This is a genomic window from Streptomyces sp. 2A115 (assembly GCF_052245575.1).
GTDB lineage: Bacteria > Actinomycetota > Actinomycetes > Streptomycetales > Streptomycetaceae > Streptomyces.
Genome location: NZ_JBQQCG010000087.1, coordinates 18,644 through 44,209 on the forward strand (window position 1 = coordinate 18,644; position 25,566 = coordinate 44,209).

Sequence of the window (25,566 nt, forward strand, 5' to 3'; positions counted from 1 at the left end):
GACTGACGACGTCGGAGCCAACCGGAGGCAACGGACCGGCCGCGTACACGTGGTGCGGCTCAGCGGGCACTCGCGCTCAGAGGTTCCCGCACCGGGATGGTCCCAGCGCCCGTCTTCGTCTCCACCACCGGCATGGTGATGGTCAGGACACCGTGCTTGTACTGCGCCGTCGCCTCGTCGCCCCTCGCCCCAGCCGGCAGTGGGGTGAAGTGGCCGTAGCGGATTGTGGTGTCGTGCTTCTCGGTGGTCGTCTCCACGCTGCGCCCGGCACCCAGGGTCAGAAACCGTTCCGTGACGGTGACCTCGATGTCCTTGGCGGGGTCCATTCCCGGCAGCTCGGCCCGCACCACCCACGTCCCGTCTGTCAGCCGTTCCTCGACGTGGATACCGTACGTTTCCGGAACTGTGTCCATCACGGGGAATCCCGCCTCCGCCCAGTCGGACAGGTCGGGCGGTGTGAGCCGACTGGGGAGCCACTCTCTCGTGCTGCTCATGACTCGCTCCTCTACTTCTCGCCTTCCAGCGTCATCCGCCGGAGCCTGGAAGCGCATGGGCCGACCGGCCCCCTGCAGACCCGGTCGGCCCTGCCCGACGGTGATCATCTTCTTCCTCCGCCGCGGGCCACTGCGGGCCGATCCACGTCCACTCGGCGTCACAACCCTCCATGCGTTGGTCCAACCGCCCCCACACCAGCGCTGCGACGCCGACTCTGAGCGCGACCAGGATGCCGACCACCGCCGACAAGAACCGCGTCTCCCTCCGGGCGGCTGACTTGGAGACCAGCTCACCCGGCGGCCGGTCCACCAGTGACAGGGTGCCCGCCGCGGTACGAGACCCGGCCTTCGCCGGTCGCGAAATTGCGGACGCCCGTCAGACGGCTCGTCGCCAGCCACCGATCAAGAACTGGGACGCCAGGACCGAGGTTGCGGCCCGAGCCACGCCGCCGGAGCCTGGAGGTGTCCCGCCGCCGCGGGATGGCCTGGCTGATTCCTCACCGATCGAGAGGAGGCAGGCCGCTATGACCAGCATCGCCCACCGCATAGCCACCCTGTTCCGGATGAAGGCGAACAAAGCCCTGGACAAGGCGGAAGACCCGCGCGAGGTCCTAGATTACTCCTATGCCCAGCAGCAGGAAATGCTGCAGAAGGTACGACGTGGTGTGGCGGACGTGGCCACCAGCCGCAAGCGCATCGAGCTGCAGATCAACCAGTTGCGACAGTCCAGCGGCAAGCTGGAGGGACAGGCCCAGCAGGCGCTCGCCGCCGGACGAGAGGACCTCGCCCGCGAAGCCCTGAGCCGGCGCACCGCCGTGGCATCCCAGCTCACGGACCTCCAGACCCAGCAGGCATCGCTGCAGGCCGAGGAGGAGAAACTCACCCTCGCCTCACAGCGCCTGCAAGCCAAGGTGGACACCTTCCGCACCAGCAAGGAGACCATCAAGGCCCGCTACACCGCGGCCGAGGCCCAGACCCGCATCACCGAGGCGGTCACCGGCATCGGCGAGGAGCTGGGCGATGTCGGCCTGGCGATGCAGCGCGCTGAGGACAAGACCGAGCAGTTGCAGGCCCGCGCCGGAGCACTGGACGAACTGCTCGCCTCCGGCGCCCTGGAGGACGCCACCCTCCCGGCCGGCCGTGACGACATCCAGGCCGAACTCGAGCGCGTCACCGCAGGCCAGGACGTGGACAAGGAACTGGCAATGATGAAGGAGCAGCTCCCGGCGGCTTCCACCCCTCCGGCCGTGGAGAGCGGCAGGACCAGGCAGGCACCGCCGGAGCAGGAGACGACATTATGATCATGCGGATTCTCGGCGAGGGACAGTACGAGATCACCGAAGAGCACCTTGGCCGGCTGAACGAACTGGACTCCGCCCTGCAATCGGCCGCCGACGCGGAGGACGAGACGGCTTTCACCACCGCCCTGTCGGCCCTGCTGGACGCGGTACGCAGCCTCGGCACGCCGCTGCCGGCCGAAAGGATCACACCGTCCGATCTGGTGCTGCCCGATGCGGACACCAGCCTCACGCAGGTGCGCGAACTGCTCTCCGACGAGGGCCTGGTCCCGGGCTGATGACGACGCGCAGCCGTTTCGAGCCCGACCGGTACCTGACCGCCCGCATGGCGGTCAGGTACCGGTCGGGCTGGTATACGTGGCGTTCATCGCCGAGAGATCGTGCTGCTCAAGTTCGTCGTCGTGGTGGTCGTTGTCGCCGCCGCCCTGCTGGGCGCGCAGTTCTTGTGGGTCGCTTACCGGCCTTGTGCTTCCGGGGTGTCGTAAATTGACATAGCCGGGAGAGTTCCAGTCTTTTGAGGGCCTTTCTCGCCTGCCGTGGGAGAAATGCTGCGTCGGCCTGATGGCACGGGAGAAGTCGCCTTGCCGGCCAGCCTCGTCCGGGCCGCTCCTCTCCGCCAGGCACCCGCAGAGGCGCCGACACCCCCGGGATGAGGCAGGGGCTCGTCGGCCTGGCTGGCCGTCAGGACGAAGGCCAGCGGATGTCACGGCACCGCGGTCAAGTAATGCTCCTGCGCGGTCCACGCGTTCAGGCGCCAAGCGCCACGCGGATCGGGCGGTGAAAAGGGCGGCTCGGAGAGCGGCATTCGACAGGAGGTGCTCCTGGGGGCGGGGCGCCTCAGCGAGGAAGCCGAGCAGCATCAGGTACCGGCTGCCGGTGCAACAAGGCGGTTGCCGCACGAGGCTCGGCACGCGTGCCAAGGACGGCGGCGGGTCCGTCCGGTCTCGATGGTGGGCCCTCTGCCAGGGGACCCGCTCAGGGCGCCAGCTGAGCGCGGCGTGACGCGCCCGTCTCCGGCGTCGCGGAGGTGTCGTCCAGCCGGTAGTCCAGTTCGGCAGAGACGTCGACCACTCCGTCCACGCCCCGGCACAGGCGTACGACGACCGGGATCAGGGACTTGCGCTCGACGAAGCCCTTCAGCGAGATCCGGCCGTCGACCACGTGCACGGTGACGGCGGAGGGTGCGATGCCGAGCGTGCGGACGAGGACGTCCCGGGAGATCTCCTCGCGGATGGCGCGGTCGCCGCGCAGGAAGACGCGGAGCAGATCGGCCCGGCTGATCACGCCGACCAGCCGGCCGGCCTCGTCGACGACGGGCAGCCGCTTAACCCGGTGGCGCTCCATGACCTGGGCGGCCTCCACCACCGTCCATTGTGGCCTGGCGGTCACGGCCGGGCTGTTCATCAGCCCCTCGGCCGTCGATGCCTCCGCCTTCGCCCGGGCGGCGGGCTTCGGGTGCAGGACCGGCAGCAGACCGGCCGGGTCCAGTTGTGCCGCCTCCTTGCGCAACAGGTCCGCCTCCGATACCACGCCTACGGGACGGTCTTCCTCGTCCACGACCGGTACGGCCGTGATGTCGTACTCGGCGAGCAGCTGTGCAATCTCCTTGAAGCCAGTGTCCCGGCGTACCGATACGACCGGTGTCGTCATGAGGTCGCTCACCATCCGGTGCTGCATGGCTCCAGCCTCCTGAAGTCGGCGGGTTGCTCGTTCCAGTGTCCGCCGCGGTGGGGCCCCGCTCCATGGGCCAACAGGCCCCCGACCGTGGCCCGACCAGACCGAACGGCCCCGAGGAGCCGAAGCGCGGTCATGCCGGCAGGACGAGACTCCGACCGCGGAACGACACGGTGCCCGCCGCGACGAGGGCCAGGGAGAGCACGGTCAGGACGGCGATCGGGCCGGCCGTGACCTCCGCCGCCGACGCCCTGGCCGCGTGGGTGAACACAGAGAGGTTCTGCGCCCACTGCGGCATGTTCAGGGTCGGGCCGAAGAGTGGGCCCAGCAGGATGGAGGCGAGGAGCACCGACCAGGAGACCGGGACCGACCACCCCGGCAGCATTCCGACGGCGGCCGTCACGCAGCCGCTGATGACCATGATCCCCGGCAGCTGCGCCAGGACCGCTCCGGTCAGGCCCCGAAGCTGTCCGGCGGTGTCCCCCAGCACCTGCCCGGTGGTCAAACCCATGCCCAGCGCGAAGAGCAGGAGGAGGCCCGCCGCTGTGAGCCAGGTGCTCAGGACCTGGCTCACAGCCCAGCGTGGCCAGCGAACCGCGGGCGCGGCAACCGATTTGGTCACTCCGGCAGCGGCCGCATCTACCGCTGCTTCTACACGCGGAGGGACTCTCGGCACCTGACCGGGGCCGGCGGCACCATCGCCATCCGCGTCGAACCCGCCCCGGCCGGCCCCCGCGCCCGTGTCGAGCCGGTCGTCCGTCCTTCTTCGGCCGGCCCGCCCTGTCCGATGCGTTTGCGGACACGGCGGCCGACGAGGACCGGAAGCGTCGCGCGCGGGCGACGACCTCTGACGTGGCGCCGCTCAGCGCAGCGCGACTGAGCGGTGAGCCGCTCGACCGGCACGCGAACCAGGCGTTCAATCTCGGTGTTGGTCGATGGCCTGCTCGACGGGATGAAGCCCGGTGCGTCCCACGGGAGCGCTGCGGTGCCGAGAGCCCCGATCCACGGAGTGAAGAGGACGGTCGGCCCGTGCCGTGACCCCAACGACCCCAGCGTCGGAAGGCCTGTGGGGCGCAGGCTGACAGTGACCGTCCGCATCAGGTGGAGCCGCTTCTCACGAGGGGAGTGCCGTGGTTGCCGCAGCCGTGTTACTCCAACTGCTCATCGTCATCGGCGCGTTGTACGACACGGCCCGCCTGCTGGCGCCCGCCGCCGATCGCCGGTCACCCTGCTCTCCGCTCTGGCGGACCGCACTACGGAGTCAGCCGCGAGCCCGGCCTCCGCGGCGCCGCGCGGAACTTGAGGCGGCCGAACGGCGGTTGGTGGCACAGCGAATGCGCGGGGAGATCGACGCCGACCCGTACCGCGCGGGGATGCGCTCCCTTGCCGACGGCCACCGCATCCCTGCGTCCGGGTGTGACGGCTGACCGTCGCCGTGCATCACCGGTCGGCTCGCCCCGTGCACGACGGGGCACTGCTCCGACCATGCCACGCAGCCGACTTCGCCCTCCTCGGCCTGTTCGCGGAGAGACCGCAGACCATGGTGTCCATCGTCGAGTACGCCGTGCACGAACCTGCCGGTCCTGGTTCGGCGATGGCCGCGCTCAATGGCTCGACATCTTGGATGTGCGACGGCAGCCGACTGCGTCGTCCTGGTCCGCAGTCTGGGGCCACTCGGGTCCTGGGCCGTGACGAACGGCGTTGCGCTGTGCTGTGTACTGCCGGGACCGTCTGCCCGGGGACTCGTCGGCGCCATCCCGAGGCCAACGGCTCCCATCGCGGACGGGGCCGCCATGGCCTCGGCAACCAGTGTCGTCACCGTCTTCCGGTCGAGTCGGCGCAGAACCGTCGCACCGTCCTCGCACACCCGCCGACCGCCCCGGGGCGCATTACCGGACACACCCCCGAGGCGGCCTCTCGGCATCCCGGCACGCAACTGAGCAGAACACTGTGCGCATGGCCCCCACTGTCCCTCAGGCCGCCCGCGGACTGATGTTCCGGGTCGGCACACTGCCACGGGAAGTGTGCGGAGGGAGGAGGGTCCGCGCAGGTTCACCCGGTCCTGTGCCCCCACCGAGGTCCCACCAGATCCCACTCGCGCCCCCACTGCTCGATGCGACGCCGGTCGAGCCGCCACCGTGCGATGGCTCCAACGCCGAACGCCAGGCCGCCGAAGGAGAGCGCTGCCGTGGTGCCAATGAGTGCCGCGCGAGCGGTGGCCTCGCCGGAGATCGCCGGCCGGGAGGTGAGGTCGCCCTGGCCGTCGGTCCAGACCACAACGTCGGATCCGGCCTTGTGTCCGGCGTCCACCCGGGTCATACCCGTGCGCGTGGAGCCGTCGGCCGCTGTCCAGCGAACCTTTGCCCGGATCTGGTCGCTCGTCACCGCACGCGACACGGTCAGAGGTATGTAGTCGACGAGCACGGCCCGGATGGAACGCTTCTCGGCACGTTGCCGAGCGAAGACGTTGTCGGCGGTGTGCGCGGTCACCGCCCCGACGACCACACCGCCCAGCGTCATGACCGTCACCACGGCGAGCACGATCCACGCCTCGATCACATCGTCGCGCCGTCGCAGCGCATTGCTCCGCCACCGCCACAGTCTCCGCTTGGTGTGCCGCTTCGGGTACGTACGCTCACCACCGGACATGGGTCCGCACCTTCTCGTCGTCATGGTGAGCACCGTGACACCGGGATGTGAGCCCCGGCAGGGGCCGATCAGGCGCCATCGCGGGGCCGAACGGGCCCGACTCCCGTGCGGCAATGGGCCGATCGGCCCTGGTCCGCGGGAACCCGTGCCAGGAGTGGTCCGACCGGACCCCGGCAAGGGACCGTCGGCCCCTCACGCCGTCGTGGCCGGATTCCCACACTCGGAGGACAGCAAGACGACGCAGAATGGTGAGGAGGGCGTCATGCACTTCACGCACTTCGACGCCGGGACCTTGGAGAAGTGCCTCGCGGCTGCCGTCGCCGCACCCTCGATCTTCAACACGCAGCCGTGGCGCTATCGCCTGGACCCCGAGACGGTCACTATCGAGGTACGCGCCGCTCCGGAACGAGGCCTGCGCCACACGGACCCCGTGGGCCGAGCCCTGCACCTCTCCGTGGGGGCGGCCGTCTTCAACCTGCGTGTCACGGTGGCTCACCTCGGCTGGACGCCGGTCACACGTCTGCTGCCGGACCCCGAGGACCCGAGTCTGCTTGCCACTGTTCGGCCGACCGGTCCCGCTGCCCAACGCCCCACGGGTCGCCGCGCCGACCTGTATCCGGCCATCTGGCGGCGGCACAGCAGCCGGTTCCCGTTCTCCGACAGGCCGTTGCCCAGATACGTACGCGCCGAGCTCACCGAGGCCGCGCGTATGGAGGGGGCGGTACTCACCTTCCCCGCGCCCTCCGAAACGGCGCGACTGCTCCGCCTGACCGCCGAAGCCGAGCGGCGCAACCGGAACGACCCCGACCGCGGGGGCGAGAGCCGCCGCTGGGTCCACCGGGACCCGAACGAGTCCAGAGACCTCGGACTCCCCCAGACGGCTCTCGGCCCGCAGGACGCCCACGAGCACATACCCATGCGCGACTTCACCGCCCAGCGGCACCCTGAGCGGCTCCGAGCCCAACCGTTCGAGACGGTCCCCGTCATCGCCCTGCTGACGACGGAACACGATCGCCGCACGGACTGGCTGCGCGCCGGCGAGGCACTGGAACACGCCCTGCTGGTCGCCACGGTCCACGGGCTGCAGGCATCCCTCCTGCACCAGCCGATGGAATGGCCCGAACTGCGCCGCTCCCTGAACCCCGCGCCCGAACACACGGGCCACGCTCAGATGCTGATCCGCTTCGGCTACGGCCCGGGAGGCCCCGTCACCCCGCGCCGCGCCGCGCGTGACGTGCTCGACGGCGGGGGCGACCGACCGCAGTCGGCATGACCTTGCTCGCCGTTTTCCACCCGCACGAGTTCCTCGCTCCCCGTCGCTCTGGGGGTCTGGAGCGCTTGGACGAGGCGACGCTCAGAGTCACCCGGACCCGCCTGGCTGAGTCCCACCTGCGCGTCGACCGGGACGAGCGGCCCCCATGAAGGAGCTCGACCTGATCCAGGGCCTGTCCGGGCTGGGCGCCTACCACCTGAGCCGACAACCGCACCACGAGATCACCCGAGCCGTCCTGTCCTGTCTGGTCCGGTGCGCCTGACCGAGCCTCCGCACGATCCGGCCGGTCTGCCGCCGTGATGGATGAACGTCGCGCCCAACGGTGCACCCAGCACCGCCTACCCTCGGCGGCACGGGAACTTCGGGCTCGCTCACGGCATCGGCTCCACGCTGTCCGTGCTGTCCCTCGCACTGCGTCCGCGAAACTCTCACCGCCGACATCCCGCTCGCCGCCGACCGGGATGTTCTTCACCGACGCGAAGAAGGGACTGTCCGAACTGAAGGCAGCCGTCTGAGAGTTCGTCCGCTGACCGCCGCCATGGCAGCGCTCCCGCGGTAACGGCGAATCCCACTGATCGTCGCGAAACGTCGTCAGGTCGTGTGATGCGGCGAGCCGTCCACGCAAGGCGCTCGGCCGAGTCTCCCGGCCGAGCGCCTTGCGTGGACGGCCGTTGAGTCCGGCGGCGACGGCGGCCCAGGGCCGTGGACCGGGAGGTCGGTGCCCCAGGGGGAAGTGCTTTCGCAGCGGGCCGTTGGTGTCGGTCAGTTCAGGCAGGCAGCGTCGTGCCCGCGAGCGCGTCGCGCACGGGCTCGGTGGCGTGGCCATGCTTCAGGTGGAGGCTTCTTCGGTCGGCAGCCGGAGCTCCGTCTTCGCCGAGAACAGACGCACGGCGGTCGGATTGACGGCGACGCGTAACTCCTCCCCCTTGTCGTACGACTGCCGTCCCGGGGCGCGGACGACCACCTGTGCGGCTTCCGCGCCGACCTTCGCGGTCGTGTGGAGATACGTGACGGCGCCGGTGTCCTCGACCGCGTCGACCACGACATCCAGTCCGGGCGTCTCGCTGTCCTCCCGGGAAACGATGGCGAACTGCTCGGGCCGGACGCCGAGGACGAGCTCCGTTGAGCCCTCCTCATGTGCCGCCCGCAATGCCGACCGGGGCAGTGGCAGGACCAGCCCGCCCAACTCGATCCCGTTCGCGGTGAGCGGGAGACGGAAGAGATTCATCGCGGGCGAGCCGATGAAACCGCCGACGAACGCGTTCGCGGGGCGCTGGAACACCTCCCTGGGCGTGCCCACCTGCTGCAGCACGCCGTCCTTCATGACGGCCACACGGTCTCCCATGGTCAGAGCCTCGACCTGGTCGTGGGTGACGTAGACCATGGTGGTGCCGAGTCGTCGTTGCAGCGAGGCGATCTGCGTGCGGGTCTGGACCCGCAGCTTCGCGTCCAGGTTGGACAGCGGCTCGTCCATGAGGAAGACCTGCGGTTCGCGGACGATGGCCCGCCCCATCGCCACACGCTGACGCTGGCCGCCGGAGAGGGACTTGGGCTTGCGGTCGAGGTAGTCGTCGAGGCCGAGGATGCCGGCGGCCTCGGCGACCCGGCGCCGGACGTCGTCCTTGCGCACGTTCGCGATCTTCAGGGCGAAGCCCATGTTGTCCGCCGTCGTCATGTGCGGGTAGAGGGCGTAGTTCTGGAACACCATCGCGATGTCGCGGTCCTTGGGCGGCAGATGGGTCACGTCCCGGCCGCCGATACGGATCGTCCCGGCGTCGACGTTCTCCAGTCCGGCCAGCATCCGTAGCGTGGTGGACTTGCCGCAACCGGAAGGGCCGACGAGGACCATGAACTCGCCGTCGGCGATCTCCAGATCGAACGCGTCGACGGCCGGATGGTCCATCTTCGGAAACAGCCGCGTTGCCTTGTCGAAGGTGACGGACGCCATGATTTTTCCCCTCCCTGACGGTCCCTCAGCGGTGCGTCGGAGGATCGGACACGGAGCGAGGGGCTTCCTGCCCCTGACGATGCGTTACACCCTCAGGTTCAAACGGCGCCCACTGGCGCGGCAGGTCCTCGACGTCCCCGCGTACGGGCCGATCGGCCCTGCCGGTGTCCGGCACGAAAGACAACCGCTGTGGGCCCTTCGGCACGGTCAGCGGTCGACAAAGATACGCGTCCGGGCAGGAAAGGCCGCCCAGACCCGACCCGGGGACCCATCGGCCCATGGCACGGCACCCATGTCCTCGCAAGCTGGGGAACCACCAAGGCCGTTCGGCCCCGACTCCGAGGAGACCGACGTCATGACCACTGTGGTACCTCGCCCGACGGCTCGGCCGGAAACGCACCCCCGGCCCGCACTGCTCACGTTCCTGGGCGGCGTGGGAACGGTCACCGGCAGCAAGTTCCTCGTCGAGAGCGACCACGCCCGCGTACTCGTCGACTGCGGGCTCTTCCAGGGCCTCGCCGACCTGCGCAGGCGCAACTGGCGTGGCCTGCCCTGCGACGCCGCGGACATCGAGGCCGTGGTCGTCACCCACGCCCACCTCGACCACTGCGGATACCTGCCCCGACTCGTCCGTCACGGCTTCCGGGGACGGATCGTGACGACGGAGTCCAGCGCCCGGCTCATGGAGATCGTGCTGCGGGACAGCGCCAAGCTGCAGACAGAGACCGCCCGGCATGCCAACGAGCACGGCTGGTCCAAACACCGGCCGGCACAGCCGCTGTACGACGACTCAGACGTTGACCGCACCCTCGAACTCGTCGCCCCGGTACCGACCTGCACATCGACCGACATCGCCGCCGGAACCAGGCTCACGCTGCACCCCGCCGGCCACATCCTCGGATCGGCCTGGGCCCGGTTGACCTTCGAGGACGGTCACACGCTGGCTGTCAGCGGCGACCTGGGCCGCCCCGGCCATCCGCTGCTGCGCCCTGCGGAGCCGTTCTCCGGAGCGGATGTGCTGCTCATGGAGTCGACGTACGGCAACCGTCGCCACGAAGACGAGGCGGGGCGGACACACTTCGCCGAGGTGCTGAGCCGTACCCTCGCCCGCGGCGGCACCGTCGTCATCCCGGCCTTCGCCCTCGATCGCACCGAGGTCGTCCTGCATGAACTCGCCGAACTCCGCCGGGCGGGCAGGATCCCGGCAGCCGTTCCCGTCTACGTCGACAGCCCGATGGCCCTCGCCGCCCTCGACGTCTACCGGAACGCCATCCTCACCCGGGATCCCGAGTTGCGCCCGGAGGTGACGGCGGCGGGCACGGCCGCGCTGAGTCCCGAGCCGTTCCTCGCCGTGCGGTCGATCCAGGAGTCAGTCGACATCAGCCGTGCGGGCGGACCCGCCATCATCGTCTCGGCGTCCGGCATGGCCACCGGAGGCCGCGTCCTGCACCACCTCCGGCGTCTGCTGCCCGACCCGCGCAACGCCGTCGTCGTGGTGGGCTTCGCCGCTCAGGGCACGCGTGCCCGGGACCTGATCGACGGCGCCAAGGCGATCAAGATGTTCGGCGAGTACGTCCCGGTGCGCGCGCAGGTCGCCGACGTACCGCACTTCTCGGCCCACGCCGACGCCACCCAGGTCATCGACTGGCTGCGCGGCGCCCCCGCCCCGCACACCACCTACCTGGTGCACGGCGAGCCCGACGCGGCCGGCGCGCTGCGTGACCGCATCGACCGGACCCTGGGCTGGGCCGCCGTCGTACCGCGCTCCGGGGAGCGCGTACTCGTCCGGTGACAGGGCGCTCCCGCCGGCTCCTCGGCGAGTCGCCCGGTCGGTGTGGCGAACTTCGTCCGCGTTCCCGCCGCACGGCGACGAGGCAGCGGTCACGGACCGGCCCGCATGGCCAGGCACAAGGGCCACTCGCGGCCTCTGCCCGGGCCGGTCGGCCCATGTGCCGGAATCCGTATCGGAGTTGGCTGGGGGTGAGAAGAACGACGCCGATCCGAGGGGAGCCAGGACAGTGGGTACGAGTCTGACACCGGAGTTCTGGGAGCGGTCCGCCGTTCTGCTGGTCGTGGCGATCGGATTGACATGCGTCCTCACCGCATCGTTCGACGCGCTGGCGATTCGGCTCCTGCGTCGCCACGTCCGCAGGCAGTCACAGCAGACCGGGACGACGTCGACGGTCGCGGACCACCGCACTTCCATCCGCGCCTGAGGGGGCACGGCCGTGTTCGCCGACCTTGACAGGATTCCCAAACCAGTCGTCGAAGGACCGGAGATGGAGGTGCTGGCCCGCTTCTGCCGGGACATGGCCTGGACCGGCATCGTGGAAGCGGGCGGCATGGGTCCCGGAACACCGGCGATGACCGCCCGTGGCTCGGGCAGGCAGGAGCGCATCCAGGACGGCCGCTGGATCGTGGGGACCTGTGAGCAGGACCAGTTCCTGCTCGACGGCACCCCCATTGGTGCTCCAGGACTGACCGTCACGCCGGGGCGACGACAAGCGGTACTTGCGGGCACTGGTGTGCCACACGACGTCGTACGGCACCCCGGCCCGGTGGACAGTCGCTGCGGATGGGCCGGATGGCCCGGGCGAGGCCCCGGACAGACCCTCCCGGCCCGGCCGCTGTGGTGTGACGCTGGTCATGAGGAACAGACCGAGAATGACCGAGAATGACCGAGAGTGTCGGAGGTGCGCGTCATGCTTCAGCCCGTGATCGCCGGAGTCGACGGATCCGCCGAGAGCCTGGCCGCAGCCGAGTGGGCCGCCCGCGAGGCGGAACGGCGGGACCGGCCGCTGCGGCTGGTGCACGCCTGGAACTGGCACCCCCGCCAGAGCGATGGCGTACCCGCCAACGCCGCCCAGCGGTATCTGGCCGGGCGCTCCCTGCGCCAGGCGGAGGAGCGGATCCGCGGTGCCGTTCCTGGCGTGCGCCTGTACGACGAGCAGGTCGAGGGACCCGCCGCCGTGGCCCTGGTGAAGGCGGCCGAGCAGGCCGACCTGCTGGTGCTGGGCTCGCGTGGGCTGAGCGGCCTCGCCGGTTTCGTCGTGGGCTCGGTCGCGCAGGACGTGGTGGCGAGGGCCACGCGTCCCGTCGTCCTCGTACGGTCGGGCGAGGAGGCGGCGGACGAGCACCTTCCCGCGGACGACGGGAGCGCCTCCACCCGGACCGGATACCGGGACGTGGTGCTGGGCCTCGACCTCGCAGACCGGTGCGACGAGGTGCTCGAGTTCGCCTTCGCTGCGGCCCGGCTGCGTCGCGCCGGACTGCGGGTCGTCCACGCCTGGCGCGCGCCTTCCCCGGTCAGCCTGGGGCCCGGCGACATCGGCCTGGTGAGTGACCCGACGCGCGAGGAGGAGTGGCAGGGCTTCCTGTCCGCCGTGCTCCAGATATGGCGCGACAAGTACCCCGACGTCGAGGTTGCGGAGTCGGTGTCGGAGGGCAAGGCTCCGACCGCGCTGATCCGGGCCGCTTCCGGAGCGAGCCTCCTCGTCGTCGGCCACCGGCTGGCCGAACGGCCGGTGGGTCCACGCACCGGACCCGTCACCCACGCCGTCATCCATCACGTCGCCTGCCCCGTGGCCGTCGTACCCCATGAGTGAGGACGGAGGAGGTGGCAGCCGTGCTCAAACCAGTCGTGGCCGGTCTGGACGGTTCACGCGAGAGCCTCGCGGCAGCCGGCTGGGCCGCCCGGGAAGCACTGCGGCGAGGACTGCCGCTACGTCTGGTGCACGCCCGTGAGGGCCTCCCCTACGCGCCGATGACACGGCCGAGCGGGAACACGTGCCTGACGGATCCGTGAAGCCCTCGGCCCGCACGCCGTACCGCGACCTCGCAGTCGACGTGGGTCGTTCGTGCGATGCCGTGCTGGAATTCGCTTTCCGCGCCGCGCAGTTGCGAAGGACTCCCCTGCGCGTCGTGCACGTCTGGCACGTGCCCTTCGGACGCGGCATCCCCGACGCCGAGGAGCGCGGGCTGATCAGGGAGAACGCGGAAAGGGAGCTCGCGGCGCTGCTTGCCCCCTGGCGCGACAGGTTTCCCGGCGTCTTCGTTCGCGACACCCTGTATGAGGGGCGTCCGGCCCAGGTTCTCGTGAAGGCGAACGGGCGGATCGGGCCTGCTGGTGGTGGGCCGCCGCAGGCGCCGAGCCGCCGTCGGTTCCCACACCGGCCCGGTGGCCCACGCACTGATCCGCCACGTGACCTGCCCCATCGCCGTGACCCCGCACGACTGACCCGGCAGACCGTCTGGTGCGTGACGGCGGCGCTGGGCGCGCCGGCCGCCGGGTGTCGACGCGGCCTCGCTCTGAGGGCCGAGTGGCCGTGACGAGGGCCCAGCGGCCCCTGGGCACGCAGGGCGTGTCCCGCAACGATGAGTCACGAGGGGGCTGCGGCGTGCTCCGGCAGGTCACGCGGAACCGATGAGGCCCTGCCTGGATGCCATGGACCTCCTCACGGCCGGGCGCGTGCGCCGACGGCCTTCGCATCAGGCACGACCTGACACGACCGGATACAGGAGGTACCTCCCATGCTTTCCCCCATCGTCGTCGGCCTCGATGGTTCCCCCGAGAGCCGCGCCGCCGCCGACTGGGCCGCCCGCGAGGCGCGGCGCCGCGGCTTGCCGTTGAGCCTGCTCACCGCCTGGATCTGGCGGCCGGTCGACGTTCCTTCGGCCCAGGAATCGGAATCCCAGAAGCAGTGGGCGCAGCAACTGCTGAACGAGGCCAGGCAGGACCTCGTGGCGAAGTATCCGGGTCTGCCGGTCACCGTCGAGCAGGTGTCCGGTCTGGCGACCGGGGCGCTGCTGGAGGGGGCGGAGGGCGCCGAGATGCTGGTGCTGGGCTCGCGTGGGCACGGCGCGATCGCCGGCTTCCTCCTCGGCTCTGTCGGGCAGCACGTCCTCGCCCGGGTGAACGTCCCCGTGGTGCTCGTGCGGGCGCAGGACCGCTCGGCCGCCGACGCCATGGAGCCGGATGTCGGCGAGGTGGTCGTCGGGATCCAGAACCGCGACGAGCCCTCCGACGAACTGCTCGAGTTCGCCTTCTCCGCCGCGGTGGCTCGCGGGGCCACGCTTCATGCCGTGCACGCCTGGAGCCGTCCGCCGGTGTTCGCGTACAACCCCGCAGCCGTGCGCACGGGCGACGAGGGCGGCGGCATGGAGGCCCGGGTCGAGAAGGAACTCTCGGATTCCCTCAAGCCCTGGCAGAAGCGGTATCCCCAGGTGAAGATCGTCCAGACGATCGATCTCGCGTCGGCCGCGGAGGTCGTTCTCCAGGCCGCCCGCAACGCCGGTCTTGTGGTGGTCGGGCGCGAGACGCACCGGCCGGCACTCGGCATGCGCATCGGTCCGGTCACTCACGGCGTGATCCACCACGCCGTCGCGCCCGTCGCCGTCGTACCGCACGGCTGAGGGCCGAGTGGCCCACACGCCGGGGGTCGTCCGGGACGCGATCGAGGCAGCTTCAGCTGACCGACTCCGTTCCCCGGAACGCCGGCGCGACGGAGCGCGTTTCCGACCGCTGGTCAGTTGCTCCTTCGTGTTCAGGTCGCGCGTGTTCAGGTCGCGGCAGCGGCGTCGTCGGCCTGGTTGCAACGTGGGCGAATTCCGGTTTCGGGCACTGGCTCAGACGTGCGGGACGACAGCGACGGGGCAGCCGGCGTCGACAGCGCGGCGGTCTCCTCCCCAGGAGTTGCCTCGGACTACCGGCGGACGGCACACGGGTGGTGTCCGCCTCGGAGGCTCTGTCGTCCGGGACAACCCGGGCCTGGCTCAGGAGGCAGCCATGGTTCCGCTCATCCTGATCGGCGCGGCCGTGCTGGGCGCGTGCCTGGTGTTCGGCTACAGCTCGTTCGTCGTCGGCTTCGTCCTGATGGCCGCCGGAGCCCTCGCCCTGATCACGTTCATGGCCACGCCGGGCATGGTCCGGCGCCCGGGCGAGCGGGAGGTTGTCATCGACGAGAGGCACTACATCGGCGACCACGACGACCACCGGCACTACCGCTAGTGACCGCATCCGGCTTGGAGGGGATCGACCCACGGCTTCGGGAGCAGTGCGCACGGTGAGGCCCCGGACGGCGATGACCGGAGCGGCAACCGAAAGGGAGGGTCGGCCCTGGTCCATGGGTCGTTCGGCCCCTGGGGGCGTCGCCCGTGGCGGTGCACGGTGAGAGACATGACGACGCGCACGCGGATCGCCGTCATCGGCGTCGGGAACGAGTTCCGTCGCGACGACGGTGTCGGCTGGGCCGTGGTGGCCCGGCTGCGGGAGCTGGCCGAGGAGCGGCCGCTGCCGGCCGGCACCGTGCTCGCCACCTGCGACGGCGACCCAGGTCGGCTGATCGGCCTGTGGGAGGGCGCCGCTCTCGCGGTCGTCGTGGACGCCGCGCACGCCCATCCCGGACACCCCGCGCGTGTGCACCGCATCGAGCTCGACGCCGGGCGCCTGGACCAGCCGCCGGCCACCAGCTCGCACGGGCTGGGCCTCGGGGAGGCCGTCGAACTCGCACGTGTCCTGGGGCGTCTGCCGTCCCGGCTGGTGGTCTACGCGGTGGAGGGCGCCGACGGTTCCCTCGGCACCGGGCTCTCCCCCGCTGTCGCGGCCGTCGTCGAGCCGCTCGCCGGTTCGGTCGAGGACGAGATCGCGCACCATCGAGACGTAACAGCGCGGAGGCTGTCATGACCGTACGACGCTTCCAGGTGGACGGGATCGTCCAGGGGGTCGGCTTCCGGCCCTTCGTGTACCGCACGGCGTCCGCGCTCGGCCTGAACGGCTGGGTGGCCAACGTGAACGGGCATGTGGAGGGCGAAGTCGCGGGACATCCCGACGTCATCGAGCGGTTCGCGACGCGACTGCGGACCGACGCTCCGGTTCTCGCCCGGGTACGCGGGGTCCACCTGGCCCGCAGTACACGGGAGTCGGCGCTCGAAGAGGGCTTCCGCGTGTGGCACAGCGCGCCCGGCCATACGGGCACGGTGCCCCGCGAGATCCCTCCGGACGCGGCGATCTGCGACGCCTGCCTGCGCCAGCTGCGCGATCCTCGCGACCGGCGCCACCGCTACCCGTTCATCAACTGCACCGACTGCGGGCCGCGCGCCACGATCATCGAGGACCTGCCGTACGACCGGATCCGTACGACGATGCGGCGCTTCCCGCTCTGCGCCGACTGCGCGGCCGAATACGCCGACCCCGGCGACCGGCGCTTCCACGCCGAACCTGTGGCCTGCCCGGTCTGCGGCCCTCACCTGGCGTGGGACGAACTGCGCGGCGAGGAAGCGCTGCGTGCGGCGGTCAAGACCATCGCCGGGGGTGGGATCGTCGCGCTGAAGGGGCTCGGCGGCTACCAGCTGGTGTGCGACGCGGGTGATCCGGTGGCCGTGGCCGAGTTGCGGCGCCGCAAGCGCCGCCCAGCCAAGCCGTTCGCCGTCATGGTGCGTGACGTCGACGCCGCCGCCCGGCTGGCGCGAATCGGCAGCGCGGAGTACGCGACCCTGACGTCCCCGGCTCGCCCCGTCGTGCTGCTCGCCCGGCTGCGGACACGCGGCGAGAACCCTCTCGTGGACGGGGTCCATCCGGGGTTGTCCCGCGTCGGCCTGTTCCTCCCCACCACCGGCCTGCACCACCTGCTCCTGGACGAGCTGAACCGACCGCTGGTGGTCACCAGTGGCAACCTCAGCGACGAACCCATCGCCGTCGAGGACGCCGACGCCCGCAGCGCGCTCGCCGCCATCGCCGACGGCTTCCTCACCCACGACCGGCCGATCCGGGCCCGCTACGACGACTCCGTCGTGCAGTTCGCCGGCCGGACCCGGATCACCGTCCGCCGGGCACGCGGCCTGGCCCCGGCCCCGCTGCCGCTCGACGTGGGCGAGCCGATCGCGGGGGCGGGCGCCCAGCTCAAGCACACCTTCACGCTGGCTGCCGACGGTCGGGCCCATCTCGGACCGCACACCGGCGACCTGTCCGACGTGGCGACCTACGACGCGTCCCAGACGTCGTACGACCATCTCAAACGCCTCACCGGCATCGAACCCGTGGCGATCGCGCACGACCTGCACCCCGGCTACCTCTCCACACAGTGGGCCGAGGCGCAGCCGCTGCGCCGGATCCCGGTCCAGCACCACCACGCGCACGTGGCCGCCTGTGCGGCCGAGCACGGGGTGCGGGGCCGCTTCCTCGGCGTCGCGTACGACGGTCTGGGGCTGGGCGACGACGGCACCCTGTGGGGCGGCGAGATCCTCGTCGCCGATCGATGCGGCTACCGCCGCGTGGGCAGGTTCGCGACAGCGCCCCTGCCCGGCGGTGACGCGGCGGTACGCCATCCCTCCCGCACCGCTCTCGGCCACCTGCTGGGCGGGGAGCAGCTGGGCAGCCCGCGCCCCTACCCCTGGCTGACCCGGTCCTTCACGGACCGGCTCGACGCGGGCGAGGTCGCCGCAGTACGCGCCATGGTCGCCCGGGACGTCAACTGCCCGCGGGCGTCCAGCGCCGGACGGCTCTTCGACACGGTCGCCACGCTGCTCGGCCTCACCGACACGGTCAGCTATGAGGGCGAGGCGGCCGTGCTGCTCGAGGCGGCCGCGGGAAGCGAGCACGCGGTACCGCTCGCCCATCGCGTCGTCCGCGCGCAGGGCCTGTGGGTGTACGACTCCGCGCCGACCCTGACCGACCTGCTGGAGCGCCGGCTGAACGGGGAGCCCATGCCCCGGCTGGCCGCGGCCTTCCATCTGACGCTCGCGATCGTCACCGCCGAACTCGTCGCACGGGCCGTCGAGGACGGCGCGCCGCGCATGGTGTGCCTGGGCGGCGGCTGCTTCGTCAACCGGCGGCTGCTGACCGAGGTACGGCGGCGGCTGCGTGCGCAGGGCCTGCGTGTACTGGTCGGCAGCCAGGTCCCGGTCGGTGACGGCGGCATCAGTTACGGCCAGGCGGCGGTCGCGGCCGCACGGCTGGCCAGGGAGAGGTGAGCACTCATGTGCCTGGGCATCCCGGGACGGGTCCTGGAAGTCCACGATGACGCCGGGCTGCGCATGGCCACCGTCGACTTCGGCGGTGTCCGGCGCGAGGTCTGCCTCAGCTGTACGCCCGACGCGGACGTGGGCACGTACGTCATCGTGCACGTCGGATTCGCGATCACCGAGGTGGACGAGGCGGAGGCACGGCGGACGCTCGATGTGCTCCGGGCGATGGCCGGCGCGGTCGAGGGCGAGCTGGGCGAGGCGCTGCCGTGAGGCAACCCGGCCCAGGGCGGCCATGCGCCCCTTGCCCCCTGCCCGACCGGGCCCGTCGAGGGGCCGAACGGCCCCTGCCGTGTCCCGTGACCCGGCTGCACGCTGAAGACGAGGGAGACGGAGCAGCCCCCGGCGAGGAGGACCACGATGACCGGCACCGAAACTCCCGCAGTCCGGGACCGTGACGGGCTCGATGCCCTGGTTGCGGCCCTGCTGGCCGACGGGCGCACCGTGGTCGGGCCGACGGTCCGCGACGGAGCGATCGTGCTGGCGGAGCTGGCCTCGGCGGCCGAGCTGCCGTACGGCTGGGGTGTCGAGCTGGATGCCGGACGCTACCGTCTCGTCCGCCGCGAGGACGGCGCGGCCTTCGCGCACAGCGCGGGCCCCCAGTCCTGGAAGTCCTATCTGCACCCCGCGCGCGAGCGACTGTGGAGCGCCGACCGTACGCCCGAGGGCGACCTGTCCTTCACGGCCGACGAACCCGAGGCACCGTCGTACGCCTTCCTCGGCGTCCGGCCCTGCGATCTGCGGGCCATCGCGATCCAGGACCGGGTACTGACCGGCGGGCGCCACGAGGACACCGGCTACGGGAAACGCAGAAGCCGGGCGTTCCTGATCGCCGCCGAGTGCACGGAGCCCGGCGCGACCTGCTTCTGCGTGTCGACGGGCGGTGGCCCCGCGGTCGACGCCGGGTACGACGCACGCCGAACTCGAGACGGAGAGGGAGACGGAGCGATGACCCCCTCGATCACCCTGCGCATGCCGCAGGCGCTGCCGCCCGAGCACCGGGAGCGGCTCCTGCGCGTCGCCCGCGAGGTCGACTTCCGCCCGGGCGCCCGGCTGTTCGAGGAGGGCGGGCACGCCGACCGCTTCTGGATCGTCCGCGAGGGCACGGTCGCTCTCGACCTGCACGTCCCCGGCCGTCCCACGCCCGTGATCGAGACCCTCGGCGAGGGTGATCTCGTGGGCTGGTCCTGGCTGTTCGATCCGTACGTCTGGCAGCTGGGCGCCCGGGCGCAGACGCCGGTGCGGGCGTACGTGTTCGACGCCGTGGCCGTCCGTCTGATGTGCGACGACGACGCCGCGTTCGGCCGGGCGGTCGGCCGCTGGGTCGGCCAAGTGCTGTCCCATCGACTGAACGCCGCCCGCGCCCGCCTGGTCGACCTGTACGGCGCCTCCACCAGCGGCGGTGTGCGATGACCGCCGTACCGGTTCCGTACCTTGTGATCGACCGCCAGCGGGAGACCGCGGAGTCGGTCACCCTCCAGCTCGAACCGATCGCCGAAGCGCTGGACGACTTCATGCCGGGACAGTTCGCGATGGTGCACTGCTTCGGCCGCGGCGAGATCCCCCTGTCGGTGAGCTCCGTACAGTCCACGGGCGGCCTCGCGCACACCGTCCGCAGCGTGGGCGCGGTCTCCGACGGCCTGTGCGCGGCCCGCGTCGGCGATGTCCTGGGCCTGCGCGGCCCGTACGGCACGAGCTGGGAGCTGCGGCAGGCCCGCGGCCGGGACGTACTGGTTGTAGCGGGCGGCATCGGGCTCGCTCCGCTGCGGCCGCTGATCCTGAGCGCGCTGGCCGAGCCGGAGGTGTACGGCCGGGTCAGCGTGCTCGTCGGGGCACGTACGCCCGGTGACCTGATCGCCCGGAAGGAGGTCGAGAGCTGGCCGACGGCGTACACCGGGGTGATGGTCGACTGGCCCGACAAGGACTGGCGTGGGGACGTCGGCGTGGTCACCCAGCTGATGGGCCGGGCCCCCTTCGACCCGGCCGGCACCTGGGCGTTCGTCTGCGGCCCCGAGCCGATGATCCGCGCCACCGCCCGCGAACTCGCGGACCGCGGTGTGCCCAAGGAGCGGATCCGGGTCTCGCTGGAGCGGAACATGCGCTGCGCCACAGGGCACTGCGGGCACTGCCAGCTCGGTCCCCTGCTGGTGTGCCGGGACGGTCCGGTCGTCGGCTGGGACGTCGCCGAACCCCTGCTGTCCGTAAGGGAGTTGTGAGATGAGCACGCCCACACTCGCCGTGTTCAAACTGGCCTCCTGCGACGGCTGCCAGCTCACCCTGCTCGACTGCGAGGACGAACTCCTCACCCTGGCGGGCCAGGTGGACATCACCCACTTCCTGGAGGCGTCCAGCGCCGTGGCACCCGGACCGTACGACCTCGCCCTCGTCGAGGGCTCGGTCACCACCGACGCGGACGCCGAGCGCGTCCGCGCGATCCGGGCCGCCTCACGCCACCTGGTGACCATCGGCGCGTGCGCGACCGCAGGAGGCATCCAGGCGCTTCGGAACTTCGCGGACGTCGACGAGTACCGGCGCACCGTCTACGCGCACCCCGAGTACATCTCCACCCTGGCCACCTCCACCCCCGTATCGGCCCACGTCGACGTCGACTTCGAACTGCGCGGCTGTCCCATCGACCGCCGCCAGCTCCTCGAAGTCATCACCGCCTTCCTGGCAGGCCGTAAGCCCGACGTCCCGAACCACAGCGTGTGCTTCGAGTGCAAGCGCCGCGGCACGGTCTGCGTCACCGTCGCCCACGGCACCCCCTGCCTCGGCCCGGTGACCCACGCCGGGTGCGGGGCACTGTGCCCGGCGTACGGGCGCGGCTGCTTCGGCTGCTTCGGCCCGTCAGGGTCGGTGAACCTGCCCGCCCTGATCCCGCTGCTGCGCCGGGACGGCCTGGACGAGGCCGCCGTCGAACGGTTCCTGCACACCTTCAACGCCGCCGCTTTCGACAAGATCGACAAAGAGGTGAGGACGTGACCCACCGCGGATCCCGTGTCCTGCACGTCGGCTCGCTCTCCCGGGTCGAGGGCGAAGGCGCGCTGCGCCTGGACGTCCACGACGGTACGGTCACCGAGGCCCGGCTCGACATCTACGAACCGCCGCGCTTCTTCGAGGCGTTCCTGCGCGGCCGCGCCTACACCGAGCCGCCCGACATCACCGCCCGAGTGTGCGGGATCTGCCCGGTGGCCCACCAGATGAGCGCCTGCGCCGCGATCGAGGACGCGTGTGGGATCACCGTCGACCCGGTGGTCCGGGATCTGCGGCGGCTGCTGTACTGCGGCGAGTGGATCGAGAGCCACGCCCTGCACATCTACCTGCTGCACGCGCCGGACTTCCTTGGCCGCGCGAGCGCGATCGAGCTGGCGCGTACGCACCGGGCCGAGGTGGAGCGGGGCCTCAGGCTGAAGAAGGCGGGCAACTCCCTGATGGAGTTGCTCGGCGGGCGAGCCGTCCACCCCGTCAACGTACGGCTCGGAGGTTTCCACCGAACCCCGACCCGTGCCGAACTCCACCCGTTGACCGAGGAGTTGAGGCAGGCACTCGACGACGCCCGGGAGACCGTGCGCTGGGTGGCGGGGTTCGACTTCCCGGACGCCCGCGTCGACGCCGACCTGCTCGCGCTGGCCGACCCGGACACGTACGCGATCGAGGGCGGAACCCCGACCGTTCTGCGCGCCGACGGCACCCTCGGCTCCTTCCCGGTGCGGGACTTCACGGACCGCGTCACCGAGACGCATGTGCCGCACTCCACCGCGCTGCACTCGCGGCTCGACGGGCGCCGCCACCTCACCGGGGCCCTCGCCCGGTTCGCGGTCAGCGGGCGCCACCTGTCGCCCGCGGCCATGGAGGCGGCCCGGGAGGCGGGACTCGGCGATCCGCGCGCCGGCACGGTGTGCCGCAATCCCTTCCGGTCCATCCTCGTACGGGCCGTCGAGGTGGTGTACGCCGTCGACGAGGCGCTGCGGATCATCGAGGCTTACGAGCCGCCGGAGCACCCGTACACCGACGTACCACCCGCCGCCGGTGTCGGACACGGCGCGACCGAGGCGCCGCGCGGGCTGCTCTACCACCGCTACGAACTCGACGCCGACGGCACCGTGACCGACGCCCTGCTCGTGCCGCCCACCGCACAGAACCAGGGCGCCATCGAGGACGACCTGCGCCGCGTCGCGCAGCACGCCATCGCCGAACACGACCCGGACGATGACGAGTTGACGGCGTTGTGCGAGCGGACCATCCGCAATCACGACCCGTGCATCTCCTGTTCCACCCACTTCCTCGACCTGACGGTCGTCCGTACCTCTGGAGGTCGCGATGCCTGAGTCTCCGTACACCGTGAGCGATGTGATGACGCACACCGTCGTCGCCGTCGGACGCGACGCGTCCTTCAAGGAGATCGTCGAGCTGTTCGACCAGTGGAAGGTCAGCGCGCTGCCGGTCCTGGCGGGCGAGGGCCGGGTCATCGGCGTGGTCTCCGAGGCCGATCTGCTGCCCAAGGAGGAGTTCCGCGACGCCGACGCCGCCGACGTCAAGGCGGGTGAGCTCGCCGAGCGGGCAAAGGCGGCTGCGGTGACCGCGGGCGAGCTGATGAGCACCCCCGCCGTCACCGTGCACGCGGACGCCTCGCTGGCCGAGGCCGCCCGCATCATGGCCCGCCGGCGCGTCAAGCGGCTGCCCGTCGTGGACGGCGTGGGCATCCTGCAAGGTGTGGTCAGCCGCGGTGACCTGCTCAAGGTCTTCCTCCGCTCCGACGAGGAGATCGCCGAGGAGATCCGGCACACCGTCCTGAACCAGCTCCCGCTCACCACCACGCTGACGGTGTCGGTGACCGAGGGCGTGGTCACGTTGAGCGGTTCACTGCCTGAACGCGTGCTCGTCCCCGTCGTGGCCCGGGCGGTGCGGGCGGTGGAGGGGGTCGTCGACATCCGACTGGATCTGACGCACCGATGAGGTACCTGGACGAGTATCGCGACCCCGTCCTCGCCCGGCGCCTGCTGGACGAGCTGCGGGACACCGCGACGCGTCCCTGGCGGATCATGGAGGTGTGCGGGGGCCAGACGCACACCCTCGTACGCCAGGGCATCGACGAGCTGCTGCCCGCCGGCATGCGGATGATCCACGGACCCGGCTGTCCCGTCTGTGTGACCCCGCTGGAGACCCTCGACCGGGCGATGGCCATCGCGGCCCGTCCCGGCGTGATCCTCACCAGCTTCGGGGACATGCTGCGCGTACCGGGCAGCGACACGGACCTGCTGTCGCTCCGGGCACGGGGCGCGGACGTACGGGTCGTCTACGCCCCGATGGACGCCGTACGCATCGCTGCCGACCACCCGGAGCGCGAAGTGGTCTTCCTCGCCGTCGGATTCGAGACGACGGCGCCCGCCAACGCGACGGCTGTCCTGCACGCGGCCCGCCTGGGCCTGACGAACTTCTCGATGCTGGTCAGCCACGTCCTGGTGCCCCCGGCGATGACCGCGCTGCTCGACGACCCCGACTGCGAGGTTCAGGCCTTCCTCGCCGCCGGGCACGTCTGCGCGGTGATGGGCTGGCACGAGTACGAGCCGATCGCCGCCCGCTACCAGGTGCCGATCGTGGTCACCGGCTTCGAGCCGCTGGACCTGCTGGAGGGCATCCTCATGTCCGTACGGCAGCTGGAGTCGGGCCGCCACGAGGTGGAGAACCAGTACGCCCGAGCCGTGCGCCGGTCCGGCAACACCCAGGCCCAGCAGGCGGTGCGTACCGTCTTCCGGGTTACCGACCGGGCCTGGCGCGGCATCGGTCCGCTGCCTCGCAGCGGCCTCGAACTCGCCGAGGAGTACGAGCGGTTCGACGCGGCCCGTCGCTTCGCCGTGGACGGACTCCGACCGGTGGAGGACCCGGAGTGCATCGCGGGCGCCATTCTCACCGGGGCCCGCCTGCCCACCGACTGCCCGGCCTACGGCACCCGCTGCACACCCCGCCACCCCCTCGGCGCACCCATGGTGTCGTCCGAGGGCACCTGCGCCGCCTTCCACGCGGCCGGACGCACTCCTGCGAGGAGCACGGCATGAGCATCGAATGCCCCACCCCGACCCACGAGGACGAGGTCGTCCTGCTGGGCCACGGAGCCGGCGGGCGCCTGACCGCGGAACTTCTGGACCAGCTGATCCTGCCCGCCCTGGACGGCGCACCGGGCCCGATGGAGGACGCGGCACTGCTGCCGGGGAGCCCCGACCTGGTGATCAGTACGGACAGCTTCGTCGTCAGCCCGCTGTTCTTCCCCGGCGGGGACATCGGTTCCCTCGCCGTTCACGGCACCGTCAACGACCTCGCCATGCGCGGCGCCCGGCCGCTCGCCCTGTCCGTGGCCCTCATCGTGGAGGAGGGGCTGCCGCTGTCCGAACTCCGGTCCGTCGTCCGCTCGTTGGGGAAGGCCGCGCAGGCCGTCGGCGTGCCCGTCGTCACCGGGGACACCAAGGTCGTGGGCCGTGGCGCGGCCGACAAGCTGTTCATCAACACCACTGGCATCGGGCAGCGATCCGGATCGCTGCGCCCGTCCGCCGTCCTGGCCCGCCCCGGCGACGCGGTGCTGATGTCCGGGCCGATCGGGCTGCACGGCACGACCGTGCTCAGCACGCGGGAGGGCCTCGGCTTCGAGAGCGACATCGCGTCCGACACCCAGCCGCTGCACCGGCTCGTGCGGGCGATGTCGCCGCTCGGCCAGCATGTCCACGTCCTGCGCGACCCGACCCGGGGCGGACTCGCCGCGGCCCTCAACGAGATCGCCCGCGACTCGTCCGTCGCCGTCGAGATCGACGAAAGCGCGGTCCCGGTCCCGGACACTGTCGCCTCCGCCTGTGACCTGCTCGGCCTCGACCCGCTGGTCGTGGCCAACGAGGGCTGCCTGGTCGCCTTCGTCACCGCCGCCGTGGCCGACGAGGCCCTGGCCATCATGCGGTCCGTGCCCGAGGGGGCCCAGGCCGTGCGCATCGGCGAGGTGCTTCCGGAGGGGCGGCGTGGGCGGGTGACGCTGCGAACCCTGGTGGGCGCCCGGCGGATCGTGGAGATGCCGCTGGGTGAGCAGCTACCGCGGATCTGCTGACCCTTGTTCGAGCGAAGGGGACGGGCCCCTGATCCGCCGGCCCGGGGGCGAGCGGCAGATTCCGTCCGGCCGTGCGACCGTCCGCCATCCCGGCATCTCGGGGACGGCCGGACGAGGGCTGAGTG

27 protein-coding genes are annotated in these 25,566 nt (G+C 71.4%); 22 read left to right on the forward strand and 5 right to left on the reverse strand.

Going from position 1 to position 25,566, the window contains the following annotated elements; all coding sequences use genetic code 11:
* Positions 1–59: 59 nt before the first annotated feature.
* Positions 60–494, reverse strand: coding sequence for an Hsp20/alpha crystallin family protein (locus ACTWQR_RS45350; protein ID WP_443233161.1), 435 nt, complete (start codon positions 492–494; stop codon positions 60–62).
* Between the two features lie 524 nt (positions 495–1,018).
* Between ACTWQR_RS45350 and ACTWQR_RS45355 the strand changes: the two genes are divergently transcribed.
* Both ACTWQR_RS45355 and pspAA read left to right on the forward strand, forming a co-directional pair.
* On the forward strand, positions 1,019–1,795 hold the full coding sequence (locus ACTWQR_RS45355) for a PspA/IM30 family protein (RefSeq protein WP_443233162.1): 777 nt from the start codon (positions 1,019–1,021) through the stop codon (positions 1,793–1,795).
* Positions 1,792–2,070, forward strand: coding sequence for a PspA-associated protein PspAA (pspAA, locus tag ACTWQR_RS45360; protein WP_443233163.1), 279 nt, complete (start codon positions 1,792–1,794; stop codon positions 2,068–2,070). Before ACTWQR_RS45355 ends, pspAA begins: the two co-directional genes overlap by 4 nt.
* A gap of 697 nt (positions 2,071–2,767) precedes the next feature.
* Here the strand turns inward: pspAA and ACTWQR_RS45365 are convergent.
* Both ACTWQR_RS45365 and ACTWQR_RS45370 read right to left on the reverse strand, forming a co-directional pair.
* On the reverse strand, positions 2,768–3,469 hold the full coding sequence (locus ACTWQR_RS45365) for a CBS domain-containing protein (RefSeq protein ID WP_443233164.1): 702 nt from the start codon (positions 3,467–3,469) through the stop codon (positions 2,768–2,770).
* A 130-nt stretch (positions 3,470–3,599) separates the two neighbouring features.
* Positions 3,600–4,040, reverse strand: a complete 441-nt coding sequence (locus ACTWQR_RS45370; protein WP_443233165.1) for a hypothetical protein — start codon at positions 4,038–4,040, stop codon at positions 3,600–3,602.
* Between the two features lie 556 nt (positions 4,041–4,596).
* On the opposite strand from ACTWQR_RS45370, the gene ACTWQR_RS45375 reads away from it, so the two are divergent.
* On the forward strand, positions 4,597–4,893 hold the full coding sequence (locus tag ACTWQR_RS45375) for a hypothetical protein (protein ID WP_443233166.1): 297 nt from the start codon (positions 4,597–4,599) through the stop codon (positions 4,891–4,893).
* A gap of 625 nt (positions 4,894–5,518) precedes the next feature.
* Here ACTWQR_RS45375 and ACTWQR_RS45380 read toward each other — a convergent pair.
* Positions 5,519–6,115 (reverse strand): Rv1733c family protein, encoded by a 597-nt coding sequence (locus ACTWQR_RS45380; RefSeq protein WP_443233167.1) that lies wholly within the window; start codon positions 6,113–6,115, stop codon positions 5,519–5,521.
* A gap of 262 nt (positions 6,116–6,377) precedes the next feature.
* Here ACTWQR_RS45380 and ACTWQR_RS45385 point away from each other — a divergent pair, with 262 nt between their 5' ends.
* Entirely contained in the window at positions 6,378–7,388 is a 1,011-nt protein-coding gene (locus ACTWQR_RS45385; RefSeq protein ID WP_443233168.1) for an Acg family FMN-binding oxidoreductase, read from the forward strand.
* A gap of 829 nt (positions 7,389–8,217) precedes the next feature.
* Here ACTWQR_RS45385 and ACTWQR_RS45390 read toward each other — a convergent pair.
* A complete protein-coding gene (locus ACTWQR_RS45390) occupies positions 8,218–9,336 on the reverse strand; it encodes an ABC transporter ATP-binding protein (protein ID WP_443233169.1) in 1,119 nt (372 codons plus the stop codon).
* Between the two features lie 355 nt (positions 9,337–9,691).
* On the opposite strand from ACTWQR_RS45390, the gene ACTWQR_RS45395 reads away from it, so the two are divergent.
* The 18 genes from ACTWQR_RS45395 (at position 9,692) to hypE (ending at position 25,441) form a co-directional block, all read left to right on the forward strand.
* A complete protein-coding gene (locus tag ACTWQR_RS45395; protein WP_443233170.1) occupies positions 9,692–11,128 on the forward strand; it encodes an MBL fold metallo-hydrolase RNA specificity domain-containing protein in 1,437 nt (478 codons plus the stop codon).
* Positions 11,129–11,354: 226 nt separating this feature from the next.
* Positions 11,355–11,552, forward strand: a complete 198-nt coding sequence (locus ACTWQR_RS45400) for a hypothetical protein (RefSeq protein ID WP_443233171.1) — start codon at positions 11,355–11,357, stop codon at positions 11,550–11,552.
* Between the two features lie 12 nt (positions 11,553–11,564).
* Positions 11,565–12,014: a hypothetical protein gene (locus ACTWQR_RS45405; protein WP_443233172.1), complete on the forward strand. Its 450-nt coding sequence runs from the start codon at positions 11,565–11,567 to the stop codon at positions 12,012–12,014.
* Between the two features lie 24 nt (positions 12,015–12,038).
* Positions 12,039–12,941: a universal stress protein gene (locus ACTWQR_RS45410; protein ID WP_443233173.1), complete on the forward strand. Its 903-nt coding sequence runs from the start codon at positions 12,039–12,041 to the stop codon at positions 12,939–12,941.
* Positions 12,942–12,961: 20 nt separating this feature from the next.
* Positions 12,962–13,141, forward strand: coding sequence for a universal stress protein (locus tag ACTWQR_RS45415; protein ID WP_443233174.1), 180 nt, complete (start codon positions 12,962–12,964; stop codon positions 13,139–13,141).
* On the forward strand, positions 13,123–13,665 hold the full coding sequence (locus ACTWQR_RS45420; protein WP_443233175.1) for a universal stress protein: 543 nt from the start codon (positions 13,123–13,125) through the stop codon (positions 13,663–13,665). Before ACTWQR_RS45415 ends, ACTWQR_RS45420 begins: the two co-directional genes overlap by 19 nt.
* A 201-nt stretch (positions 13,666–13,866) precedes the next feature.
* Positions 13,867–14,748 (forward strand): universal stress protein, encoded by an 882-nt coding sequence (locus ACTWQR_RS45425; RefSeq protein ID WP_443233176.1) that lies wholly within the window; start codon positions 13,867–13,869, stop codon positions 14,746–14,748.
* 373 nt (positions 14,749–15,121) lie between these two features.
* The gene (locus tag ACTWQR_RS45430; protein WP_443233177.1) at positions 15,122–15,343 is read left to right on the forward strand and encodes a hypothetical protein; all 222 of its coding nucleotides are present in this window, start codon (positions 15,122–15,124) and stop codon (positions 15,341–15,343) included.
* 168 nt (positions 15,344–15,511) lie between these two features.
* Positions 15,512–16,018, forward strand: coding sequence for a hydrogenase maturation protease (locus tag ACTWQR_RS45435; protein WP_443233178.1), 507 nt, complete (start codon positions 15,512–15,514; stop codon positions 16,016–16,018).
* Positions 16,015–18,303, forward strand: coding sequence for a carbamoyltransferase HypF (gene hypF, locus ACTWQR_RS45440; protein ID WP_443233179.1), 2,289 nt, complete (start codon positions 16,015–16,017; stop codon positions 18,301–18,303). Before ACTWQR_RS45435 ends, hypF begins: the two co-directional genes overlap by 4 nt.
* A 6-nt stretch (positions 18,304–18,309) precedes the next feature.
* Positions 18,310–18,567: a HypC/HybG/HupF family hydrogenase formation chaperone gene (locus tag ACTWQR_RS45445; protein WP_443233180.1), complete on the forward strand. Its 258-nt coding sequence runs from the start codon at positions 18,310–18,312 to the stop codon at positions 18,565–18,567.
* Between the two features lie 147 nt (positions 18,568–18,714).
* Entirely contained in the window at positions 18,715–19,767 is a 1,053-nt protein-coding gene (locus tag ACTWQR_RS45450; RefSeq protein WP_443233181.1) for a Crp/Fnr family transcriptional regulator, read from the forward strand.
* The gene (locus ACTWQR_RS45455; RefSeq protein ID WP_443233182.1) at positions 19,764–20,570 is read left to right on the forward strand and encodes an FAD/NAD(P)-binding protein; all 807 of its coding nucleotides are present in this window, start codon (positions 19,764–19,766) and stop codon (positions 20,568–20,570) included. The genes ACTWQR_RS45450 and ACTWQR_RS45455 overlap by 4 nt, the downstream gene beginning before the upstream one ends.
* A gap of 1 nt (position 20,571) precedes the next feature.
* Positions 20,572–21,336: an oxidoreductase gene (locus tag ACTWQR_RS45460; protein ID WP_443233183.1), complete on the forward strand. Its 765-nt coding sequence runs from the start codon at positions 20,572–20,574 to the stop codon at positions 21,334–21,336.
* On the forward strand, positions 21,333–22,682 hold the full coding sequence (locus ACTWQR_RS45465; RefSeq protein WP_443233184.1) for a Ni/Fe hydrogenase subunit alpha: 1,350 nt from the start codon (positions 21,333–21,335) through the stop codon (positions 22,680–22,682). Before ACTWQR_RS45460 ends, ACTWQR_RS45465 begins: the two co-directional genes overlap by 4 nt.
* Positions 22,675–23,310, forward strand: coding sequence for a CBS domain-containing protein (locus ACTWQR_RS45470; RefSeq protein WP_443233185.1), 636 nt, complete (start codon positions 22,675–22,677; stop codon positions 23,308–23,310). The genes ACTWQR_RS45465 and ACTWQR_RS45470 overlap by 8 nt, the downstream gene beginning before the upstream one ends.
* Positions 23,307–24,410, forward strand: a complete 1,104-nt coding sequence (hypD, locus tag ACTWQR_RS45475; RefSeq protein ID WP_443233186.1) for a hydrogenase formation protein HypD — start codon at positions 23,307–23,309, stop codon at positions 24,408–24,410. The genes ACTWQR_RS45470 and hypD overlap by 4 nt, the downstream gene beginning before the upstream one ends.
* A complete protein-coding gene (gene hypE / locus ACTWQR_RS45480; protein WP_443233187.1) occupies positions 24,407–25,441 on the forward strand; it encodes a hydrogenase expression/formation protein HypE in 1,035 nt (344 codons plus the stop codon). The genes hypD and hypE overlap by 4 nt, the downstream gene beginning before the upstream one ends.
* Positions 25,442–25,566: the final 125 nt, after the last annotated feature.

Bases quoted from the DNA above. Each gene is read 5' to 3' on its own strand.
- ACTWQR_RS45350 (WP_443233161.1), bottom strand. From the start codon at position 494: ATGAGCAGCACGAGAGAGTGGCTCCCCAGTCGGCTCACACCGCCCGAC.
- ACTWQR_RS45355 (WP_443233162.1), top strand. From the start codon at position 1,019: ATGACCAGCATCGCCCACCGCATAGCCACCCTGTTCCGGATGAAGGCG.
- pspAA (WP_443233163.1), top strand. From the start codon at position 1,792: ATGATCATGCGGATTCTCGGCGAGGGACAGTACGAGATCACCGAAGAG.
- ACTWQR_RS45365 (WP_443233164.1), bottom strand. From the start codon at position 3,469: ATGCAGCACCGGATGGTGAGCGACCTCATGACGACACCGGTCGTATCG.
- ACTWQR_RS45380 (WP_443233167.1), bottom strand. From the start codon at position 6,115: ATGTCCGGTGGTGAGCGTACGTACCCGAAGCGGCACACCAAGCGGAGA.
- ACTWQR_RS45385 (WP_443233168.1), top strand. From the start codon at position 6,378: ATGCACTTCACGCACTTCGACGCCGGGACCTTGGAGAAGTGCCTCGCG.
- ACTWQR_RS45390 (WP_443233169.1), bottom strand. From the start codon at position 9,336: ATGGCGTCCGTCACCTTCGACAAGGCAACGCGGCTGTTTCCGAAGATG.
- ACTWQR_RS45395 (WP_443233170.1), top strand. From the start codon at position 9,692: ATGACCACTGTGGTACCTCGCCCGACGGCTCGGCCGGAAACGCACCCC.
- ACTWQR_RS45410 (WP_443233173.1), top strand. From the start codon at position 12,039: ATGCTTCAGCCCGTGATCGCCGGAGTCGACGGATCCGCCGAGAGCCTG.
- ACTWQR_RS45425 (WP_443233176.1), top strand. From the start codon at position 13,867: ATGCTTTCCCCCATCGTCGTCGGCCTCGATGGTTCCCCCGAGAGCCGC.
- ACTWQR_RS45430 (WP_443233177.1), top strand. From the start codon at position 15,122: ATGGTTCCGCTCATCCTGATCGGCGCGGCCGTGCTGGGCGCGTGCCTG.
- ACTWQR_RS45435 (WP_443233178.1), top strand. From the start codon at position 15,512: ATGACGACGCGCACGCGGATCGCCGTCATCGGCGTCGGGAACGAGTTC.
- hypF (WP_443233179.1), top strand. From the start codon at position 16,015: ATGACCGTACGACGCTTCCAGGTGGACGGGATCGTCCAGGGGGTCGGC.
- ACTWQR_RS45445 (WP_443233180.1), top strand. From the start codon at position 18,310: ATGTGCCTGGGCATCCCGGGACGGGTCCTGGAAGTCCACGATGACGCC.
- ACTWQR_RS45450 (WP_443233181.1), top strand. From the start codon at position 18,715: ATGACCGGCACCGAAACTCCCGCAGTCCGGGACCGTGACGGGCTCGAT.
- ACTWQR_RS45455 (WP_443233182.1), top strand. From the start codon at position 19,764: ATGACCGCCGTACCGGTTCCGTACCTTGTGATCGACCGCCAGCGGGAG.
- ACTWQR_RS45460 (WP_443233183.1), top strand. From the start codon at position 20,572: ATGAGCACGCCCACACTCGCCGTGTTCAAACTGGCCTCCTGCGACGGC.
- ACTWQR_RS45470 (WP_443233185.1), top strand. From the start codon at position 22,675: ATGCCTGAGTCTCCGTACACCGTGAGCGATGTGATGACGCACACCGTC.
- hypD (WP_443233186.1), top strand. From the start codon at position 23,307: ATGAGGTACCTGGACGAGTATCGCGACCCCGTCCTCGCCCGGCGCCTG.
- hypE (WP_443233187.1), top strand. From the start codon at position 24,407: ATGAGCATCGAATGCCCCACCCCGACCCACGAGGACGAGGTCGTCCTG.